General features: G+C 39.2%; 21 protein-coding genes. 5 read left to right on the forward strand and 16 right to left on the reverse strand.

Annotation, left to right across the window (positions count from 1 at the left end):
* Window positions 1-54 precede the first annotated feature (54 nt).
* Window positions 55-801 carry a C40 family peptidase gene (locus MUN87_RS10765; protein WP_244747766.1) on the forward strand — a complete coding sequence of 249 codons (747 nt, stop codon included), beginning with the start codon at window positions 55-57 and terminating at the stop codon, window positions 799-801.
* A gap of 745 nt (window positions 802-1,546) precedes the next feature.
* Here the strand turns inward: MUN87_RS10765 and purU are convergent.
* The 6 genes from purU to MUN87_RS10795 form a co-directional block, all read right to left on the reverse strand.
* A complete protein-coding gene (gene purU, locus MUN87_RS10770) occupies window positions 1,547-2,449 on the reverse strand; it encodes a formyltetrahydrofolate deformylase (protein ID WP_244747767.1) in 903 nt (300 codons plus the stop codon).
* Between the two features lie 65 nt (window positions 2,450-2,514).
* Window positions 2,515-3,693, reverse strand: coding sequence for an acetylornithine transaminase (gene argD, locus MUN87_RS10775; RefSeq protein WP_244747768.1), 1,179 nt, complete (start codon window positions 3,691-3,693; stop codon window positions 2,515-2,517).
* Window positions 3,686-4,489, reverse strand: a complete 804-nt coding sequence (argB, locus tag MUN87_RS10780; protein ID WP_244747769.1) for an acetylglutamate kinase — start codon at window positions 4,487-4,489, stop codon at window positions 3,686-3,688. The genes argD and argB overlap by 8 nt, the downstream gene beginning before the upstream one ends.
* A gap of 12 nt (window positions 4,490-4,501) precedes the next feature.
* A complete protein-coding gene (gene argJ / locus MUN87_RS10785; protein ID WP_244747770.1) occupies window positions 4,502-5,731 on the reverse strand; it encodes a bifunctional ornithine acetyltransferase/N-acetylglutamate synthase in 1,230 nt (409 codons plus the stop codon).
* A 12-nt stretch (window positions 5,732-5,743) separates the two neighbouring features.
* Entirely contained in the window at window positions 5,744-6,781 is a 1,038-nt protein-coding gene (gene argC, locus MUN87_RS10790; protein WP_244747771.1) for an N-acetyl-gamma-glutamyl-phosphate reductase, read from the reverse strand.
* Window positions 6,782-7,164: 383 nt separating this feature from the next.
* Window positions 7,165-8,079: a fumarylacetoacetate hydrolase family protein gene (locus MUN87_RS10795; RefSeq protein WP_244747772.1), complete on the reverse strand. Its 915-nt coding sequence runs from the start codon at window positions 8,077-8,079 to the stop codon at window positions 7,165-7,167.
* Window positions 8,080-8,377: 298 nt separating this feature from the next.
* Between MUN87_RS10795 and MUN87_RS10800 the strand changes: the two genes are divergently transcribed.
* Both MUN87_RS10800 and MUN87_RS10805 read left to right on the forward strand, forming a co-directional pair.
* A complete protein-coding gene (locus tag MUN87_RS10800) occupies window positions 8,378-8,740 on the forward strand; it encodes a PadR family transcriptional regulator (RefSeq protein ID WP_244747773.1) in 363 nt (120 codons plus the stop codon).
* A complete protein-coding gene (locus MUN87_RS10805) occupies window positions 8,727-9,731 on the forward strand; it encodes an HAAS signaling domain-containing protein (RefSeq protein ID WP_244747774.1) in 1,005 nt (334 codons plus the stop codon). Before MUN87_RS10800 ends, MUN87_RS10805 begins: the two co-directional genes overlap by 14 nt.
* Window positions 9,732-10,210: 479 nt before the next feature.
* Here MUN87_RS10805 and MUN87_RS10810 read toward each other — a convergent pair whose 3' ends face one another.
* The 9 genes from MUN87_RS10810 to MUN87_RS10850 all read right to left on the reverse strand — a co-directional run bounded on the left by MUN87_RS10810 (window position 10,211) and on the right by MUN87_RS10850 (window position 19,431).
* On the reverse strand, window positions 10,211-10,933 hold the full coding sequence (locus MUN87_RS10810; RefSeq protein ID WP_244747775.1) for an amino acid ABC transporter ATP-binding protein: 723 nt from the start codon (window positions 10,931-10,933) through the stop codon (window positions 10,211-10,213).
* Complete coding sequence (locus tag MUN87_RS10815) at window positions 10,930-11,586, reverse strand: amino acid ABC transporter permease (protein ID WP_244747776.1); 657 nt, start codon at window positions 11,584-11,586, stop codon at window positions 10,930-10,932. The genes MUN87_RS10810 and MUN87_RS10815 overlap by 4 nt, the downstream gene beginning before the upstream one ends.
* A 114-nt stretch (window positions 11,587-11,700) precedes the next feature.
* The gene (locus tag MUN87_RS10820; RefSeq protein WP_244747777.1) at window positions 11,701-12,498 is read right to left on the reverse strand and encodes a basic amino acid ABC transporter substrate-binding protein; all 798 of its coding nucleotides are present in this window, start codon (window positions 12,496-12,498) and stop codon (window positions 11,701-11,703) included.
* Between the two features lie 171 nt (window positions 12,499-12,669).
* The gene (locus tag MUN87_RS10825; protein ID WP_244747778.1) at window positions 12,670-13,575 is read right to left on the reverse strand and encodes an AEC family transporter; all 906 of its coding nucleotides are present in this window, start codon (window positions 13,573-13,575) and stop codon (window positions 12,670-12,672) included.
* 18 nt (window positions 13,576-13,593) lie between these two features.
* On the reverse strand, window positions 13,594-14,748 hold the full coding sequence (locus MUN87_RS10830) for an MFS transporter (RefSeq protein WP_244747779.1): 1,155 nt from the start codon (window positions 14,746-14,748) through the stop codon (window positions 13,594-13,596).
* Between the two features lie 732 nt (window positions 14,749-15,480).
* Complete coding sequence (locus MUN87_RS10835; RefSeq protein ID WP_244747780.1) at window positions 15,481-16,164, reverse strand: CAP domain-containing protein; 684 nt, start codon at window positions 16,162-16,164, stop codon at window positions 15,481-15,483.
* A 60-nt stretch (window positions 16,165-16,224) separates the two neighbouring features.
* The gene (locus MUN87_RS10840) at window positions 16,225-17,238 is read right to left on the reverse strand and encodes a Gfo/Idh/MocA family protein (protein ID WP_244747781.1); all 1,014 of its coding nucleotides are present in this window, start codon (window positions 17,236-17,238) and stop codon (window positions 16,225-16,227) included.
* A gap of 31 nt (window positions 17,239-17,269) precedes the next feature.
* Window positions 17,270-18,607 (reverse strand): MATE family efflux transporter, encoded by a 1,338-nt coding sequence (locus MUN87_RS10845; protein ID WP_244747782.1) that lies wholly within the window; start codon window positions 18,605-18,607, stop codon window positions 17,270-17,272.
* A gap of 11 nt (window positions 18,608-18,618) precedes the next feature.
* Window positions 18,619-19,431 carry a glycosyltransferase family 2 protein gene (locus MUN87_RS10850; RefSeq protein ID WP_244747783.1) on the reverse strand — a complete coding sequence of 271 codons (813 nt, stop codon included), beginning with the start codon at window positions 19,429-19,431 and terminating at the stop codon, window positions 18,619-18,621.
* Between the two features lie 327 nt (window positions 19,432-19,758).
* Between MUN87_RS10850 and fbpA the strand changes: the two genes are divergently transcribed.
* Complete coding sequence (gene fbpA, locus MUN87_RS10855) at window positions 19,759-19,983, forward strand: Fur-regulated basic protein FbpA (RefSeq protein ID WP_244747784.1); 225 nt, start codon at window positions 19,759-19,761, stop codon at window positions 19,981-19,983.
* A gap of 20 nt (window positions 19,984-20,003) precedes the next feature.
* Here the strand turns inward: fbpA and MUN87_RS10860 are convergent, their stop codons facing one another.
* Window positions 20,004-20,336: a MerR family transcriptional regulator gene (locus MUN87_RS10860; protein ID WP_244723125.1), complete on the reverse strand. Its 333-nt coding sequence runs from the start codon at window positions 20,334-20,336 to the stop codon at window positions 20,004-20,006.
* A 173-nt stretch (window positions 20,337-20,509) separates the two neighbouring features.
* Here MUN87_RS10860 and MUN87_RS10865 point away from each other — a divergent pair, with 173 nt between their 5' ends.
* Window positions 20,510-20,797, forward strand: coding sequence for a HesB/YadR/YfhF family protein (locus MUN87_RS10865; protein WP_244747952.1), 288 nt, complete (start codon window positions 20,510-20,512; stop codon window positions 20,795-20,797).
* The last annotated feature ends 124 nt before the right edge of the window (window positions 20,798-20,921 follow it).

The following is a 20,921-nucleotide window of genomic DNA, read 5'->3' on the forward strand; positions in this document are numbered from 1 at the left end:
TCCTTAGTCGCCAACGCCTAGTTTTCGGCATATGTTATGGTGAGGTGATACTGGATGCGTATGTTTGATGTTAATATTCAAGGTGACCTGATATGGGTTAGACCACTATTCCCTGACCTGGCTTTTAAAGTATATGAGAATAATAGGCGCCTGGCTGCAAACAGTCATTCACGCGAAGCCTATTTAACATTGCAGAAGCCAACTCCCTCTACCTTGATCACCATTGAGTATGTTGTAAATGATACATTACAAAGAGAGCAATATCCGTTAAGACAGTACTATGCCACAAAGGATCGGACATTCGAAGCGGGTGATATATTGGTAGCAAGTGATAATATCAAGGCAGAATTATCTGGCTATATGGGGCATGCAGCTATTGTGATGAATGAGAAGTTCTTAATCGAAGCACCAGGCGGTGAACCAGCAATTGTAAAGGATTCGATTCAGCAATTCCTTGTAAAACACCCGTTGCATGCACAATTTCGCCCCAAACAATCGAAAATCGCAAAGAATGCGGCAGATTATGCAATGAACTATTTACAAGACTATCATGATAATTTAAAAAAAGGATTACTTAAGCCGACATTTTCATTTAATCTTTCGCAAGATTTGGAGGATCCGTGGGAAGAAATATATTGTTCTAAATTGGTTTGGCTTTGCTACCATTTTGGAGCTGATTATACATTTGAGAATGATTATTTATGGTTTTCACCGGAGGATATGTATCATCAGTTATTAGAAAATGATGATTTTGAACTCATCTATCAGCATCAAGATATAGAATTTCTGATCGATACGTAAGATCTTGCTATTTAAAAGCGGCTCGCAATTTGACTTATACACTTATTAAGAAAAACCGCGCATAACCCACCCGGTCCTCATTGACTTAATTAATAAACAACTTCCTATAATATGGATTATGTTAACTAAGGCTTTATTGCCAAATAGTCATTTTGATATAGATTATCTGCTTAGCAAAGCTCCGGAAATAGGCTCCGCGTCCTGTGGGCACGGCTTCAGCTAACTTAGGAAAGAAAAATCTTTTCTTTCCTAAGTGGATCTTCAGCTCGTGCTGATTCCACGGGAGTCTCCACCTATTTCCTACGCTAATGGGAAGTACTACAACGATTGGAACAGCTAGAAGCAGTGGTGCTAAGCAATTTATTTTATCAATTAAGGCTTAAATCTTGCAGTTAGTGCTTCATATCCTAACTGTCGCATAAATTGTGGAGCTATAAATCAGCGTAGGCCAACCACGGAGACTCCCGCGGGACAGGCAGGCGCTGAAGATCCACTTTGTGAAGTGCCTTTCTACACAAAGTTAGCTTCAGCCGTGCCCCGCAGGACGCGGAGTGGTTGGACGGAGCGGTATCCCAGCACATGAATCATTTCAAAATTACCACTAAGCATAAAGCGCCTAGTTTACATAATCCATATTATAGGAACTCAGCTTCATGTTCCATATGATTACTGCTGTGACTGCACTTTTCTTGACTGAAGAAAAAAGCATTCCCAACGTTTTCGTAACGCCGGGAATGCTTTTTGGTTAAAATACGATTGTTTTGTTGCCGTACACGATAATTCTGTCGTCCAACTGCCATTTGACCGCTCGTGCTAAGACGCTTCTTTCAACCGATTGACCGATCTTTTTCATTGCTTCAGCATTATCACGGTGATCGACGCGACTAATGTCTTGTTCAATGATCGGGCCTTCATCAAGGTCATTGGTAACATAATGAGAAGTAGCCCCGATTAATTTGACACCACGTTGATATGCCCGCTCATACGGTTTCGCACCTATAAATGCCGGCAAAAACGAATGGTGAATATTAATAATCTTATTCTTAAAAGTCTCCACGAAATGTGGTGTTAAAATTTGCATATATCGAGCCAGGACAATCACATCAACATCATGCTCTTTAAGCAATGCAATCTGCTTTTCCTCTACTTGTTTACGGATGTCTTTATTGGCTGGTATATGATAATACGGAATTCCCAATGGCTCCACAAACTCACGTGACGTGTCATGATTACTGATAACAAGGCTGATATCTGCCATCAAATCGCCACTCTGCCATTCCCATAGCAGCTCCAACAGGCAATGCGGCTCTTTCGATACGAAAATCGCCACTTTTTTTATTTGATCGACGTATTTAAACGTAGCTTCCAACTGAAATCGATCTTTAATTTCCTCAAAATCTTTTTCCAGTTGATCAATTTTATTTTTCAGGTCCTCGATTTCAAATTCAATACGAATAAAAAATTCACCGCCTCCATTTGGATCGGTAGAATATTGATTAGATTCGAGTATGTTTGCCTGATGATCATACAGAAACTGTGATACTGTCGCTACAATACCTGGCTGGTCCGCACAGTTAATTAACAGTCTCGCTCTATTCTTATTATTTTTTTTAAATGTTTCCAGTTTTTCCGCTATATAGCTTTTCATCTTGATCCCTCTTTATACTGTTATCCTTTATTACTTTACCATCTTATACAGTTGGGTCAAGTATTCTACGAAAAAACCTGGTCCATTTTTGCAATAAACTGTTCCACTTCTGATTTTGTTGTTGTTAACGGAGGTAAAATTCTTACAATCGAAGGACCAGCTACTACGATTAACAGTTGCTGTTCTTCACGCGCTTTGTTCACATAGTCGATCGCATTCCCCTCCACCTCTAAACCAATTAAAAGTCCTTGACCTCTTACAGATTTGATCTCTGATTTCTTACTAACTAATTCTTCAAGATTTGACCAAATAATATCTGCTGCTTCATTCGCTTTCTCTAAGACATCGTTTTCTGTTACCTGCTTAATTGTAGCAAGACCAGCAGTTGCTGCCATTGGATTACCACCAAATGTACTTCCGTGTGTACCTGGAGTAAATACTTTTGCTACATGTTCTTTTGCTACCATAGCGCCAATAGCAAAGCCAGATCCAAGTCCTTTTGCAAGGGTGAACACATCTGGTTCTATTTGGTAATGCTCATAAGCAAATAACTTACCAGTTCGGCCAATACCTGTTTGAATTTCATCCACCATCAACAAAATATTATTTTCTTTACAGCTAGCTGATAATTTTTTAATCCAATCAGGATCAACCGGAATGACGCCACCTTCTCCTTGTACTAGCTCTAACAAAACAGCTGCAGGCTTCCGTTCACTTAATTGCTGGAGTGCTTCTTGGTCGTTATAAGGTAAATATTCAAAACCTGGTGTCAAAGGTGCGAATCCATCCTGAATTTTTTGCTGACCTGTAGCAGACAAGGTTGCCATCGTTCTACCGTGGAAGGAGTTCTGAAAAGTTATAATAAGTGGATTATCTTGTTTTAATACATCGTGACCATATTTTTTTGCAATTTTAATAGCCGCTTCATTCGCCTCTGCTCCACTGTTACAGAAAAAAACCTGATCTCCACAGCTATTGTCTGTTAATCCTTTGGCCAATTGTTCCTGAACTGGAATATGAAATAAATTGGAACAATGCCACAGCTTGGTTAATTGTTCACTTACAGCTTTTTCAACCGGTTCTGGTACATGCCCTAAATTACACGTCGCAATTCCTGACGTATAATCTAAATATTTCGTTCCTTGATCATCCCATACGTAACTCCCTTTTCCCTCTACCAACGTAATCGGGAACCTTCCGTATGTTTGCATGACTGGTTGAAGTATTTCTGTTTGATTAGACATATGGCACCTCCTGAGTTAGTGCAATTCTTGTACCAATTTGCTTCCCTTGCATAAAATCGATAAATCCGTGCTCTTTCGTCCCGTCCACAATCGATACTTCCATTACATTACGATATAATGCAGATAAAGCTGACTGAACTTTTGGTATCATTCCACCATGGATGATTTTTTGGTCAATTAATTCTTCAATCTTTCCTTCGTCCAACTGATGAAAGACCTGTTTTTCCCCGTTTACTTCGTGATAAATGCCTGGTATGTCACTGATAAAGCATAATTTCGCTCCTAATGCCTGTGCTACAGCAGAAGCTGCCATGTCAGCATTGATGTTATAGCGTTGACCAGATGTATCAATACCTAGAGGTGAGACTACCGGAATCAGCCCTTGTGTAACAAACGATTCCAATAAACTAGTATTAACATTCGTTACTTCCCCAACAAATCCAAGAGAATCAGCTTCCTCAACAGGCTTCGCTTCAAACAAGGTGCCATCCACGCCACTTACACCGATCGCCTTCCCTTTGGCTTCCGATAACTTACGTACAATGCCTTTGTTAATGGAGCCGCTCAGTGCCATTTCGACGACATCCAACACTTCATTCGTCGTGACACGCAAACCATTAACAAATTGCGTTTCCACACCTGTTTGTTGTAATAGATGGGAGATTAGCGGACCACCACCATGGACGATAATTGGCTGCCAGTCCCCTTGTTGTTGAATTGTAACGATATCCTGATAAAAAGAAGGAGGCAGTTGTTCGAAAACACTACCACCACATTTGATTACGACATAATTCATTAAACTTCCTCCTCACGTACGATAAGAAGCATTAATTCTTACATACTCATAGGAAAGATCACAGCCCCATGCTGTTGCTTTTCCATTAGCATCACCTAATTTGGCGATAATTTTCACTTCATCCTCTAATAAGTATTCCTTTGCTTGCTCTTCATTAAATGGAGCAGGTACACCGTTCTCTACAACTAAAATGTCGCCGAGGTATACACTGACTTTGTCTGGATCTAATGACTGACCACTATAGCCGATTGCCGTGATGATCCGCCCCCAGTTCGCATCTGCCCCATGTATAGCTGTCTTCACCAGATTGGAAGAAATGATTGATTTTGCGATCGCCGTTGCACTTTCATCTGTGAAGGCACCATCTACCTGCACTTCTACCAAGCGTGTAGCTCCTTCACCATCTCTGGCAATTTCTTTTGCTAGATACTCACAGACAAACTGTAATGCCTGATAAAAATCGTTCCATTGCGGATGCTGAGCAGTTAATGGCTGATTTCCTGCTTTACCGTTCGCCAACACTAATACCATATCGTTCGTACTAGTATCACCGTCGACTGTAATCATGTTAAATGATTTATTTGTGATTGATTTGAGTGTGCCATGTAATTGATCAGCAGCAATGTTCGCATCTGTTGTCACAAAACTGAGCATTGTCGCCATGTTAGGATGGATCATTCCAGAGCCCTTTGCCGCTCCGCCGATTGTGACCGGTTGACCATCAATTTCTAATTCAATTGCGATCCCTTTCTCTTTTGTATCGGTAGTCAAAATCGCCGTCTCAAATTTTTCTGCGCCGAGATGTTCTTCTTGATTAATCTGGCTGATTCCTTTTTGCAAACGATCCATTGGTAATAATTCTCCGATTAACCCAGTAGATGCTACAGCTGCCATATGTTCTTCGATACCAACCGTTTCAGCAAATTGCTTACGCATATCGTACGCATCCTGCAGCCCCTGTTCACCTGTACAAGCATTGGCAATCGCTGAGTTAACTATAATTCCTTGCAATTGATTCTCCTTAGCAATACTTTCCTGTGTCACTTTTAACGGCGCAGCTTGAAACACATTGGTTGTATAAACACCAGCTGCCTGTGCTGGTACATCAGAGTATACCCAGCCTAGATCGATTTTCTTCTTTCTTAGTCCACAATGTAAACCACCTGCCTGAAAACCTTTTGCAGATGCAATATTTCCGTTTTTTAATAGCTTAAATGTGTCTTGTTGATCCGTAAATACCACTTTGTTCACTCCTTAAGGAAAGATAGGTAACTGGTCTAAGCCTGTCATCTCATCCCATCCATACATAATATTCATATTTTGAATCGCTTGGCCGGAAGCACCTTTTACTAGATTGTCAATAACAGAGACAATAATTAGCTTACCGGTCCTTTCATCCGCGTATAAACCAATATCACAATAATTACTTCCATAGACTTCTTTCGTAGCCGGGATCACACCTTCAGGTCGGACTCTTACGAAAGGATGATCTTTGTAGTATGACTGGTAGATATCCAATAGCTGTTTCGTAGAGTATTGGTCATTTAAATCCACATAGATCGTACTCATGATTCCCCTTGTCATAGGCACAATGTGAGGAGTAAAGATAACTTGCAATTCTTCTTCTGCCCGCTCAGATATCATTTGCTCAATTTCGGGTATGTGTTTATGCACGCCAATTTTATATGCTTTGAAATTCTCATTCATTTCCGAAAAATGAACATTTAAAGAAAGACTTCTTCCTGCGCCAGATACCCCTGTTTTTGCATCAATAATAATCGATTTTTTATCAATAATTCCTTGTTCGACAGCTGGGATTAAACCTAATGCCGTTGCCGTCGGATAACATCCCGGATTTGCTAGAATACTAGCTTCTTTAATACTTTCTTTATTTATCTCGGGCAACCCGTAAACTGCTTTATCAATATATTGCTGAGATGCCATTTCTTCACCGTAATATTCCTGATACTTATCACCATCCCGCAAGCGAAAATCTCCAGACAAGTCAATACAACGTACGCCTTTTTCTACTAAAGATGGGATAACGTTCTTACTGACATTCGATGGTGTCGCAAAGAAAACAAGCTCTACTTCCTCGGCAAGCGTATCCACTTCCAACGCAGACATTTGAATATCTGCTACCTCTGTAAGATGAGGATATACATCCGCTAAATCCCTCCCACTATTTGAATGTGAAATTACTTTTTTTATATTTACATGTGGATGGTTATGCAAAAATCGTAATAATTCTACCGCACCATAACCTGTTCCACCTATTATCGCTACATCCACAACAGTTCCCCCTAATTTCCGTGTCTGATTAGTTTATAATTATACTGCATTTTGTATTTTCATGCAATGTTATTTATAAAAAACTTTTAAAAATAAACATTTAAATAGCTATGTGTCTAATTATCTATCTAAAATCATCAAAATAGCTTATGCCCATTCTTGCATATCACATAAACAACCTTATACACTACTTTGTATAAATATACACTAAGTACAATGATCTTGTGTGCAGCAATTGAAATATGCACGAACATTAGCGAAAAAAACTCAACCTTCACACTATAGCTATAACTCGCTTGCGAGAATAATTGAAATAAGACAATGCCTATTACTTATCTGATAGAAACAGCACCCACAATTTCTTAACTGTGGATGCTGTGCTTTTATTGGTCAATCACTCGATTTGTTAGTGTTCCGACTTTTTCTATTTCAAGTGTAACCGTATCACCAGCTTGCAAAAATTGTGGCGGACTCATAGCCAGACCTACTCCATCCGGGGTACCAGTGAAAATGATATCTCCAGGTTCTAATGTCATCAGGCTCGAGATAAAACTTATTAAATATTCTATATCGAATATCAGATGCTTGGTATTCGATGATTGTCTTACTTCCTTATTTACATAGGAAGTAATAGCAAGATTACTAGGATCAGACAGTTCAGATCGTGTTACCAGCCATGGACCAATCGGTGTTGTGTGATCCAATGACTTCCCTTGCAACCATTGTGGTGTTCTTTTTTGCAAATCACGCGCTGACACATCGTTAGCAATCGTATAACCAGCAACATATGTAAGAGCGTCTTCTTTTTTTACATGCGAGGCTTTTTTTCCAATAACAACAACGAGTTCTACTTCATAATCTAGTTTTTTGGTAGTTTGTGGATGATGAATATCATCTTCAGGGCCGATTATGGCATTATTAAATTTAGAAAACAAAACTGGATAGCTTGGTATGTCACTGCCCATTTCCTTTACATGGTCGGCGTAGTTAATACCAGTACAAATAATTTTTGAAGGATTTGGTACTGGTGATTCGAGTATAACATCTGCCCGCTTATGCATAGGCAATGAAGCTGCATTCCTATGCATAAGTAATTTTTCTGTTTCCTCGATATGAAATTGGGCTTGTTGATAAAAGACTTGCGGATCGGACGGAATCAAATAAGTGGCAGCATCCAACACTCCTTGAGCGATTAACTCTTGTTGTAACTCGCTAATATCAAGCACACGATCTCCCTCTATAATTCCCATTCTGCTTTGGGCATACGGATATTTGAATCGATAGCGTACTAATTTCATCTCTATCTCCCTCCCATTTATTTTTTATTATAGCACACCTAATTTGTTCAATTTGTCGCTTGGTGTCAACACGAAATACATGAAATAGAATGGAACCCTTATGAACCTATTAGTGTCTTCATTTACTAATAAAAATTTCTAAGGATATTTTTAAATTTTATCATCCAGCTTCTTTATTTACCTCTAATTAAAACACGATTCATTATGTTGAATAACATCATGATAAATATAATTTATTATTATGCACTTTACAATAGTGTGTGTCATACACTATACTGTGAACAGGAGCTGATAATATATGAGTGAAGCAAAAGATTATATGGATAAACTAATACAAGAATTACGTCGCGGAACCATTACTATCGGAGTATTAAGCCAGTTATCCGAACCGCAATATGGATACTCACTCGTTAGTATGCTTGGAGAAAAAGGAATTCACGTTGAACCTGGTACACTGTACCCCCTCTTAAGAAGATTAGAAAAACAAGGTTTGCTCGAACAAGAATGGGATACCAATGAATCACGGCCACGGAAGTATTATTTTTTAAGTGAAACAGGCAAAGAAGTCTATGACCTCCTTATTGCAGAATGGGAACATATTGTCCAGAGTCTAAATCACGTGATAGAAGAGAAAGGAGAAAGAGAAAATGGAGATGATTGACCGTTATATTTATGCTGTTACCCAAAGGCTGCCACAATCGCAACAGAAAGATATCGAGATGGAGCTTCGTGGTCTGATTGAGGATATGCTGGCAGAACGAGGCCATGGTGAAGAGGCAACAAAAAAAGATGTAGAAGAAGTATTGCTTGAGTTAGGTAACCCGAAAGAATTAGCAAGGAATTATCGTGGTTCAAAAAAATACTTTATAGGACCTGAGTTATTTGATTCCTTCATGCTGGTATTAAAAATCACATTAATTTCAACAGCTTTGGCTATTTTTGTTGTTTTTATCGCTAAGTCCATTATAAATCCAATTTCAATTTTGGATCATTTCGTCGGATTTATCGTTTCTCTAGTAACCATCCTTCCTGCAGCGTTTGGCTGGACTGCTTTCGGATTTGGTATTGCAGAATATATGGAGGAAATTAACCCGAAAGACTTAGAGTTCAGCAAGGAATGGCACCCGTCACAATTAGCCCCCGTTCCAGACGAAAAAGGCCGCATCAAGCAGCATGAACCAATTGTAAGCATTGCTTTTTTAGCCATATTGATCATCGCCTTTATATTTTCAAGTGAATATCTAGGCGTTTGGATTTTTGATAATGGTTTCTCTGGAGTGGTACCATTTTTAAACACAGAAACGTATGCCTTTCAACTGATACTAATCATCATTTATTTAGGATTAGGAATCATAAAGGAGTCCTTAAAACTCGTATTCGGAAAATGGACATCAAAATTAGCAACGTCTATATTACTACTCAACCTTGTACAATTAGCAGCAGTGATGCTGATGATCATCGGACTGGACTTTTGGAATCCAGATTTCATGGTTGAATTAACACAGGCAGGCTTGCTTAATGAAGGAAGCGATGCCTATCAAACGGTAAGTTCTATTTGGGAAAATGCCACTTTATTCATTTTTATATTGATGGTCATTGGACTAATTTTGGAACTGGTAGAAGGGTTTATCAAAGTGAACAGAAGTAAATAGATTATATTTACTGGTCATCTAAATGGAGTCTTGGGCAAAAAATTTAAAACTAAGAAAAATCTGGCGTAACCTCCCCGGTTTTAATTGACATCAATTATATACAACTACCTTTAATATGGATTATGTTAACTAGCCATCGCTAGCCAAGCATCCATATTGAGCTATTTAATGTGCTAGAATACCGCTCCGTCCAACCACTTCGCGTCCTGCGGGGCACAGCTGAAGCTAGGCTCACAGGACGCGGAGCCTATTTCCGTAGCTTTGCTAAGCAGATAAATTATATCAAAATTACCACAATATCAGACAGTTCCACTTTATATAATCCATATTATAGGAACGAAACTTCATATCAGCTATGACTGCACTTATATACTCTCTAACTAATAAAACAAAAGCCGAACCTAACATAAACATTGATTAATCAACGGTCATGCTAGGTTCGGCTTTTTTATGCTGCATCTATATACTGCGACTTTATTCTACAATACTTTACTCAAAAATGCTTTCGTACGATCATGCTGTGGGTTCTCGAAGATTTGCTTTGGTTCGTTTTCTTCGATTACGTAACCCTCATCCATGAAGATAACACGATCGCCGACTTCACGGGCAAAGCCCATTTCGTGCGTAACGACAACCATGGTCATGCCTTCTTCTGCAAGCTGCTTCATGACCCCTAATACTTCTCCGACCATTTCCGGGTCCAATGCAGATGTCGGTTCATCGAATAACATTACTTTCGGTTCCATTCCCAATGCTCTTGCAATAGCGACACGCTGTTTTTGTCCGCCTGATAATGACTCTGGATAAACCGTTGCCTTATCTAACAAACCGACTTTTTGCAGCAAGTCCTTCGCCTTTTTTTCTGCTTCCTGTTTGCCCCATTTTTTTACAGTCATAATCGGGAGCGTGATGTTGTCTAATACCGTCTTATGAGGGAAAAGGTTAAACTGCTGAAACACCATTCCAACTTCTGCACGTAGTTTATTAATATCGACACCTTTCCCGGTTAATTCCTGTCCATCAATTGTCACTGTTCCATCCGTAACGGATTCAATTAAGTTAAGGCAACGGAGAAATGTCGATTTACCTGATCCAGAAGGTCCGATGACAACAACAACTTCCTGTTGATCAATGTCAACACTGATATCCTTTAATACTTCTAAATCACCAAAGGATTTTTTTAAGTTTCTAACCGAAATCATTTCACATCAAACCTTCTTTCTATATAGTTTAATAAATACGTAAGACCAAGTGTTAAAATTAAATAAAGCAGTGCTACCATTAAGTAAGGCTCCCACACTCTTAAATATTGTCCAGATGCGGCTCTTCCCCAATACAGAATTTCTTGAGCTGCAATCATAGCACCTAAAGAAGAGTCCTTTAATAAGACAATAAATTCATTTCCTAATGGCGGAATAGAGCGTTTGAATGCTTGTGGCAGCAGAACATGACGCATTACTTGAAATTTATTCATTCCTAATGAATGCGCAGCTTCCGCTTGTCCTTTATCAATGGACTGTAACCCTGCTCGGAAAATTTCTGCCACATAAGCAGATGAGTTTAGTGACAACGTTACAATCACCGAAATAACAGGTGTTGTTTCCCCAATAACTGTTGGTAAAACAGCATAATGAAATAAAAACAATTGCACTAATAATGGCGTACCCCTTAAAAAGTTAATGTACCAGACAAATGGTAATCGTACGATCCAGACAGAGGACATCTTTCCTAACGCTATAAAAAAACCGAGAATACAACCCATTAAAACACCAATTACAGACATTAGGATAGTAAGCCCCATACCTTTCATGAAGAAGGGGAAGTATTCTACGATGATATCAAACCTGAAATCCATGTTGTGATCTCCTTTCTATCTTTACTTTGCTTTTGTTTCCCTTTTTTATACTTGCATAAACCAAACAAAACGAAAAGCGCAACGGGTCCGCTACGCTTTTCGTAGGATCTGAAATTATTGTTCTAACGCAGCAGTGTCTGGTTCAACTCCGAACCACTCTTTATAAATCTCAGCATATGTTCCATTTTCAATAAGCGTTTGAAGCGCTGCATCAATATCTTCTTTAATGTCACTGCCTTTCGGGAACATAATGCCGTAGTACTCAGATTCAAACGTGTCTGGATCTGAAATCATTTCAACGTCAGCTTCCGGGTTATTTGCTACATATTCGTCCGCAACAACGTTATCTGTTACAACTGCATCGACATCTCCTGATTGCAGAGAGGTTAATGCAAGTGTATTGGAATCATATTTGGAAATATTGTCAGCGTTTTTGCCAAGAATCTTTTCCACTGCTTCTGCACCAGTCGTTCCTGATTGTACACCGACTTTCAAATCTTTTATGTCTTGTCCACTTGTAATATTTTCACCTGATCGGAAAATGATTTTATGTGTTGATTCAAAATATGGAGATGAGAAATCATAGGATTGTTTACGCTCTTCGTTCACCGTCACACCGGCAATCGCAAGGTCAGCATCTCCTTGTTCAACTGATAGTAACATCGCGTCCCAGCCAACATTCTCAAGCTCATAATTATAGCCTGCTTCTTCCATAACAGCGGCAAGTAAATCAATGTCGAAACCAACCACTTCACCTTTATCTAAATAAGTAAATGGCATAAATCCTGCCTCTGTCACTACTTTTAAGGTTGGCTTATCACTTCCGTTATTTTGATCTGCACTATCGTCAGTACCGCACGCCACTAAAACAGCGAGTAACAAAACGGCAAAACCTTTTATCCATCTATTCATAAATATTCACTCCAGTTATTATTTATACATTTCATAACGAATATCATAAAGTAATTCATTCTTAAAATCAATAGGTTTTTGCAAAGTTTGTTTATTTTAACAATTCTGAATTTTTGCATAATTATTACATTGGCAGAAGGGGAGCGATATTATTTTGCCCCCCCTTTCTGGTTATACTAAAATCGTCAATAGTAGTGGCAAAGTGATCAGACTCAACAGTGTGGTAATGAGCGTTACGCTCGAAACAAAGCCAGGTCTTGAACCAAATTGCAAAGCGTACATTGTTGTATTTGCCGCTGTAGGCATCGCTGCAGTAATGATCAAAATATCTTTCACCATCTCATCCACCGGTAAAGGAATGGTTAGAAAATATGCAATAATCGGCGCCAGCAGCAAGCGAAACACAACCGCCAAGCTTACACGACCAAACTCCAGATCTCCAAGTTTAATTTTAGCCAATTGCATACCTAATACAACCATAATGGTCGGAATCGTCGCATCCGCTACCATATCAATTGCTGTCATCATTTGATCATTAACTGGTAAATGAAACAAATTTAATAAAATACCAAGTATGGCACCATACACTATTGGTACTCTCACGACATCTTTTAATGGCGAAATCTTGATCCTTCTTCCTTCCGCTCCACCTTTTGCCGCAAAATAGATACCAATTGTACACATAATTAGCGTCTGCAATACCATTAATATAATCGCGTAGTGAAAACCTTCCTCTCCAAACACGAGTAAAATAAGCGGAACACCATAGTTCCCATTATTCATAAAAACACTGGAAAGAACAAACCCACTTTTCACCTGTTGGTCCCATTTTCGTACATATCCTACCAGATAACTGAACAACAGACTAATGATACACAATACTAATAAGAATGCACCTAAATAAACATAATCCATATTCAGTTCATTTTGGTAAAATGTCCGAAACGCCAAAAACGGTGACATCAAATAAAGGGTCATCGTTGATATCGATTTAATATCTATTGGAAGAAACTTAATTCCTATATAACCGATTGCAAAAATACTAAATATCGGGATCAACACACCGATAAATTCCATCTTATCACACCATTTCTGTTATGATTTTCCGAATGGCAGCAGATGATACAATAGCATCATCACCGTCCCTGCTGAAGTCAAAACTCCCATATAAGCATAGAGCGAAGAACCGCCTAAGTTGTCCATCATAAAACCACCCAACAGTGAGCCTATAATACCAGACAAACCAAAGAAGGTAGATACAAATACTAAATGCCCTGTCGATTGCAGCATTTTAGGGATTAATCTTGAGACATACTGAAAAGCCGTTAAATAAAATACACCGAATGTTAAACCGTGTAAAAATTGCAGTGCAACAATTAACATCGGATCATCGAAAACAGCATACAAAAACCAGCGAATCGAATAAAGCAGACCCGCAGCGATAATAAAAATAAGCGGATGATATTTACGAAACCAAAATCCTGCTGTCGCAAAGACAATCGCCTCACTCGCTACTCCAGCAAACCAGGCAACTCCAATTAAATCCTCCGAGCCACCCAGCGAAGCAATATATAGACCAATAAAACTGTCATTAGCCCGATGTGCAATCGTAATAAATACAATTAAGACCAAAAAAATTATAAATGGCTTCTTTTTCAGCAGAATACCAATATCTTTAAACTGAATAGGAGGTGTGTCCACCTTTACATCTACTAGTTGCGTACTTACTATAAAACCAGCTGTTGCTAAAATAAAATATGGCCATGCGATATATTGGATTCCTGTATGTGTGAGGATTTCACCTACCAGCAACGAAGATGTGGCAAAACCAATCGATCCCCATGTACGAATGGAACCGAAGCTAACCCCCAATTGATCTGCCCGTCGTTGCGATAAACTATCACCAAGCGCCCCAATTGGTGAGGCGAAGAAAAAGAAAGTGGCGCCACTTATTAATAACAACGGTACGGTTTCCATCTGCAAAAAGAATAGACTCATGATCATAATACCAACTAAGCATAGCATAAGTATTTTTTTGACCGTTTGTCGCTTATCACTTGTATAACCCCAAAATGGTTGGGCAAATATCGAAACAAGCGGACCCACCGCCATTACCCAGCCTATCTCCGTCCCGTTCAGCCCTTTATCTTGGAGGCTTAGTGGTAAAAAGCTGACAATAACTGTATTGGCCGCATGAAAACAAAATAAGAGCATCTTTAATGGTATCGTTGATTCTCCCCGAAATAACAAGTACAAAGCTCCCTTCTCAAGTTGTACTAATAAGTTCTAATTATAGTGTTTATTTGAGATAAAAGAAAGGGTATTTTAAAGAGGGGAAAGAAGAGCAGATCATAACAAGAGAAGAAAAACTGCAAAATCCGTCTAAGAACGGTTAGCATTCGAACAGATTGAACACAGCAACTCAATTTCTGGTTATCACTATCCAGCAAGTCTTCCTTAACATAAAGCAATGCAAATATTCAGATGTTTTATATCTAAAATTTATATTCCTTCTTAATAAGAATAACCAGAAAAAGTCCACCCGGTTGAAACTAACAGAATAACGTACAACTTTCTATAATATGGATTATGTCAACTGCTTAGCAATGTATTTCATCAATTATGGTGTGAATTTTGCAGATAGTGCTTCATATCCTAGCTGTCGAATAAATTGTGGAGCTATACATCAGCGTAGGCCAACCACGGAGACTCCCGCGGGATTGTGCAGGTGCTGAAGATCCACTTTGTGAAGCGCCCTTCTTCACAAAGTTAGCTTCAGCCGTGCCCCGCAGGACGCGGAGTGGTTGGCCGAAGCGGTATCCCAGCACATTAAATATCTCAATATGGATGCTTGGCAGTGATGGCTAGTTGACATAATCCATATTATAGGAACTCAAATTCATGTTCATTATGATTACTGCTGTAACTGCAATTTTCTTTACTGACAAAAAAAGACTAGCCATTAGGCTAGTCTTCTTCACCCTATTTTTTGATAAACAGCTGCGTCCAGTAATTGCCATCTGATGTGTAACCTACACCAATGTGCGTAACTTCTCGATCCAGCATATTTCGTCGGTGACCTTCGCTGTTTAACCAGCCTTCAACGACTTGTTCAGGAGATTGCTGTCCTGCTGCAATATTCTCTGATGCCTTTGAGTATGAGACGCCAAACTGCTTTAGCATATCAAAAGGGGAACCATACGTTGGTGAAGTATGCGAGAAATAATCATTTTGCGACATATCGTCCGCTTTCTTTTGTGCTACATCTGCTACTTCATAATCTATTTCTAATGGAGGTACCCCATTCCTGTTCCGAGCATCATTCGTTAAATCAACTACTTGTTGGCGGACAGCGTCTAATGACTCTCCATCATTGGAGGGTGTTGTCTGATCCGTTGTTTCGTTTTGTTCATTGTTGACATTTCCATCAGAGCCACGAAACCATTGATTAGGGTTCGCTTTCTCAAAAATATTCTGTTCTCTGCCTGGATTGACAGGGACCTCATCAGGATTATCAGTTGCCGGTTGACCATCATCGTTATTGTTGCCACCAAAGCTCACATTCTCTGGCTGAATATCTTCATTTTCTGGTTCTAAAGAACTTTCATTACATGCGCCAAGTAAAAAGGCGACGAACAATAACAATATCGTCATCTGTTTGTACATATTATCACCTCTAGGTAGTTTTTATCCCTGTAGGCTTACTATGCACCAAAGACGCTTTACTTATTCTATCTCATCTACATCAACGACTCTTTTTTCCTTGAGCGATTTTGTTGCAGCAGCTGTTACTTTAAAAGAATGCCAACCATCTTCATACGTAGATAATATTTTGGAACGGTCACCTGTCGTAACAGCATGCAAAAATGCTTCAGTTTCCCGTTTATAAGGGTTTTGCTGTTGCTCATACCGCTCTTGTTTCCCCGGTTTTCTCCAATCGACATGTCCCATTTTCCAATCGATAATGCCTTGATTCGTGTATATTTCAATTCCTACATCTCCTGTGCCATCTGGCAATGCGGACGTATTCATGATTTGCACTAGCATACCTGATTCCATCGTTAATGTAAAAAGACCTACATCTGCAACTGTTACAGAGGAATCATTTTTGTTTGTTAATTGATTGGTTTCTTGTGCATACACGGACTTTACCTTACCAAACAAATAGCGAATAAGGTCTGTTATGTGTGTTGTCTGCTCGTTAAATTGCCCACCAGACTGCTGCTGATTCCGCCACCAGTATACACCTGGCATAGAGCCCATCCATTTCCCCGCGGCCATTGCCGTCTCCGCATTTTCGAGGATTTCCTGCACTTTGGCGATGGTATCGGAGTAACGCAAGTGGTAACCAACTGCAGTCAAATGATGATGCTGTTCTACTTTTTCTTTTACCTTTCGCACTTGCTGAGCGTCTATTCCTAAAGGCTTTTCTACTAAAAAAGGGATGCCGTAGTCAATTAACAATGCCTCATAATTCTCATGTGCCATCGGTGGTACACAAATATAAACCGCATCGAGCTTCTCTTGCTCCAACATCGTTTCCAATTGAGAATACCCGACAGCACCTGTATATTGAGCTGCAAACTGTTCTGCTTTTTCAAGGCTTGAACCTACGAACCCTGCCACTTCTACATTTTCCAGATCCTGTAATACTTGGACGTGATGTTTGGTAAATCCACCAGTTCCGATAAATCCAATACGTAACAAAATTACCTCTCCCTTCAAATTAAACGTTTCCAAATGATTGCCCCCCCTGCCGAAGCAGGAAGATTTACGATACAAATATTTTCTTCTGACGCCAATTACCGTATTTGTAATACAAAAAGGCGAAAATACTACTTATCAAAAAGCTTACACCAATTCCATATCCAATACCATCTTCACCCATTATTTTAGAAAAAAGATAGGAAAGAGGATAACGAAGCACCCAAAAGGATAGAAGATTCAGCACTAACACCTGATACATTGCACCAGAAGCCCTGACAATACCATTCAAGACAAAGTTAATGCCCAGAAAAGGGTAGAAAAAGGCAACGATCATTAAGTAACTTGCACCAAATTGTACCGCATCCTCTTCCTGAATAAACAAGCGGACTCCAAACTCAGCAAACAAGGAAATGATAACAGCGACAACAAGCATGACAGCTAAATTATAGATGACGCCATATGTAGCAATTTTTTTCACCCGATTCCATTTTCCCACTCCAATATTTTGACCAGCCATGCTATTGACAGTCGCACTTAACGCATGCGCCGGCAACAAAAACAAACTATCCAACCGTTGTGCAGCACTATATCCTGCTACAGCAGCTTCTCCATGCCCTGCCACCACACTGATTATTGCGGCTGCACCTGCAGAAATCACCGCCATCTGTAATCCAGACGGTATACCTAGATTCAGGATCAGCTTCACTTCTGATAATTGCGGTATAAGCGGCCACTTTAACGGAATAATTTTCTTCCTGACAACATACACAACTCCATATATAAATGCAAATCCTTGAGATAAAATCGTGGCAACCGCAGCCCCTTGTACCCCTAGATGAAATACAGAGATAAACAATGGATCGAGAACAATATTAAGCAGTACCGCAACTGTGACAAATTTTAACGGCGTCTTGCTATCACCAACCGCCCGCAATGCCGTACTGATAAAGTTATAACCAACTAAAAATAAAATCCCAATCGCATTGATCTGTAAATACACAACGGAGGAATCAAGCATTGAGGAAGGGGTGTCCAACAGCTTCAAAACTGGTTCTGCAAAAATAAATCCAACAGTCCCCATAATGATACCTAATACTGTTAAGGTAACGACGAAGGCATTTACATACCGCGCTACACCATGTTCATCTCCTTTCCCCTTCTGTTGGGAAAGGACTGTCAGCGTTGTATTATTGATACCTATGATAAACGATAACACTGTGAAGATGACAGTTCCTGCTATGTTAACCGCTCCCAAAGCATTTGCCCCAATTAAATTCCCCACCCAGATACTGTCGACAAATTGATAGGATACTTGTAATAATTGGGCAAACATAATAGGGGAAGAAAAATAAAATAAGTCCATCCATATATTCCCTTTTGTAAAATCACGATGTCTACTCAACACATTTCCTCCTAGCTGTTCAACCTGGATTTGGGCATTGTTTTCCCGTCCCAGACTCGCTGGCTCTCTGCTTGCCTCTTTTTTACTTCTGGTTCATCTAATAGCAGAAAGAAGTTTTTAGTTGGCAAGCTGCCTAACTGATGTTTTTCTGATAATCGATCTAAATATAATCGCATACTATCTAGTTTCTTGGACTGATTCTGACCATACTCGGAAAATTCATATAGTATACTTGCGACCGCCACACGTTTGATTCGATGTTTTTCTGCTATACGCAAAAAGAAATCCCAGTCCCAATAATTCCGAACTTCCTCATCAAATAGGCCGATATCTTTGTGAAGTGATTTACGGTACAAACTGCCCGAAGGAACATATGTCGAAAATGTACGCATAGCTGCAAGATTAAAATCATATGCAAAGAGCTGATGATTTAGTGGTGTTCTACTCTTATCTCCTTTGTGATAGTTGACAATTTCAACATCTGAATAAACTAGATCGACACGCTCTATATGCTGTATCATTGTTTCCAGATGAGTAGACAACGGCAAATCATCATCATCCATCAGCATAATAAATTTCCCCCTAGCAACTCTCAATCCTTGATTACGTGCATAAACGTGGTAATGATTTTCCGATAATTGGATAACACTGATCTGAAGCTCTGGATATAAAGCGACTACATGATCGACCGGTTTACCAGCATCATTAATAATAATAACCTCAAAATCCTGGAAAGTTTGCTCTATAAGAGCGGCTAGTAGTTCTGCTAGTGCAACATGACGATTGTAAGTCGTGATCAGGACAGACACTTTAGGATTGGACATTTGTAAACCCCTCACTAAGAATAATTAAATTGTATGTAAACTTTATTGACATTCGCCATGACAAAGTTAAAATAATGGCATATAGTAAAGACATATCCTACTTTTAATCTACTAGCCCATTACTATTTCCTTCAATCATTATATTACAGCCGTTGTAATCTACGAAATCATTCGATTTTTTTATTCCATATTACAATTTTACTACAATTTAGACACAATTCTGTGAAAGTGACATGAAGTTTTTTTGTATAACATATAACAGAAATGGTAATACTTTTCTTATAAAAGGATGCATATTGCATTTATCATTATTAGGAGGTTAATCTCATGGCTTTTTTGCGCGAAGCAGTTGAGAAGCAGAAAGTGTATCTGATTCAGCAGTTGGTGGCCAATGGTATTGTGGATAAAGATGATCAAGACCTCTATAACAAACCTATAAGTGAAATCGTACATGATTATGAGAAATTCTGTGTAGAATTCGAGAAACAGAGTGCAATGAAATTCACACGTTTTAATCCAAAAAAAGATAAGGAGGAGCCTGGTCTTCATTAGGCTTCTCCTTATCTCTTTTTTTATCTTTCTTTTTGGATACCGAAACGTGCGTTGATTTCCCCTCGAAGTAGTTCTTTGCGTAATTTTTTCTCTTTCTTTTTCTCTGCCCGTATCATATCTTGTCTAATCTCGTAGGTTTGGACACCTTCTTCACGCTTATTCGCAATATCGATCAGTAATTCTACATCCGCAAAAGAGTATTTTCTATTGCCTTTTGCCGAACGTTCTGGAAAAACAAGCTTTCTTTCCTCGTAATAACGAATTTGACGTTCTGAAAGCCCCGTCAGTTCACTTACCACGCCTATCGTTATCACCTTACGTTCCTTGTACGAAGGACTTTGACTTTCTGCCATGTGATACACCACCTATTGCGTTTCCGTTGTAACGTGACCTTACTAGAATTATACAATTATAGTTTACAGTTGCACAAACTTTTGTTAGATAATATAACAATAATAATTTTATTCTTTTTTGCTAGCTACATACCTCTAAATTCGTTAGTATAGAGAAGGAAGGAGGAATGATGATGGAAATGTCCATTACAAAGCCTGCAGCAAAATGGTTCATCAACGAATTAGAGTTAACAGAGGGCGATTCAATCCGTTTTTTCGCTAGATACGGCGGATTTGGCGGCGTACATAAGGGCTTCTCCCTGGCACTCGAAAAAGCAGAACCCAATAATCTTGGCGCAGAGATTACAGAAGAAGGCATTCAATTTTTCGTTGAAGAGTCCGATATTTGGTATTTTGACCAAAAAAATCTTCACATTAAATATTCACGTAAATATGATGAAATTGAGTATATTGTAGAGTAATATTCCATGATCAGTAGCCCCACGCACTCTTACCGTTACGATATCTAGAAACCATTGCTTAAGCTTAGAAAATATGCCGAGACTCCTCATGCCTCACCGCGAGCTGAAGATCCACTTTGTCTGT

Source organism: Gracilibacillus salinarum, from assembly GCF_022919575.1.
Taxonomy (GTDB): domain Bacteria; phylum Bacillota; class Bacilli; order Bacillales; family Amphibacillaceae; genus Gracilibacillus; species Gracilibacillus salinarum.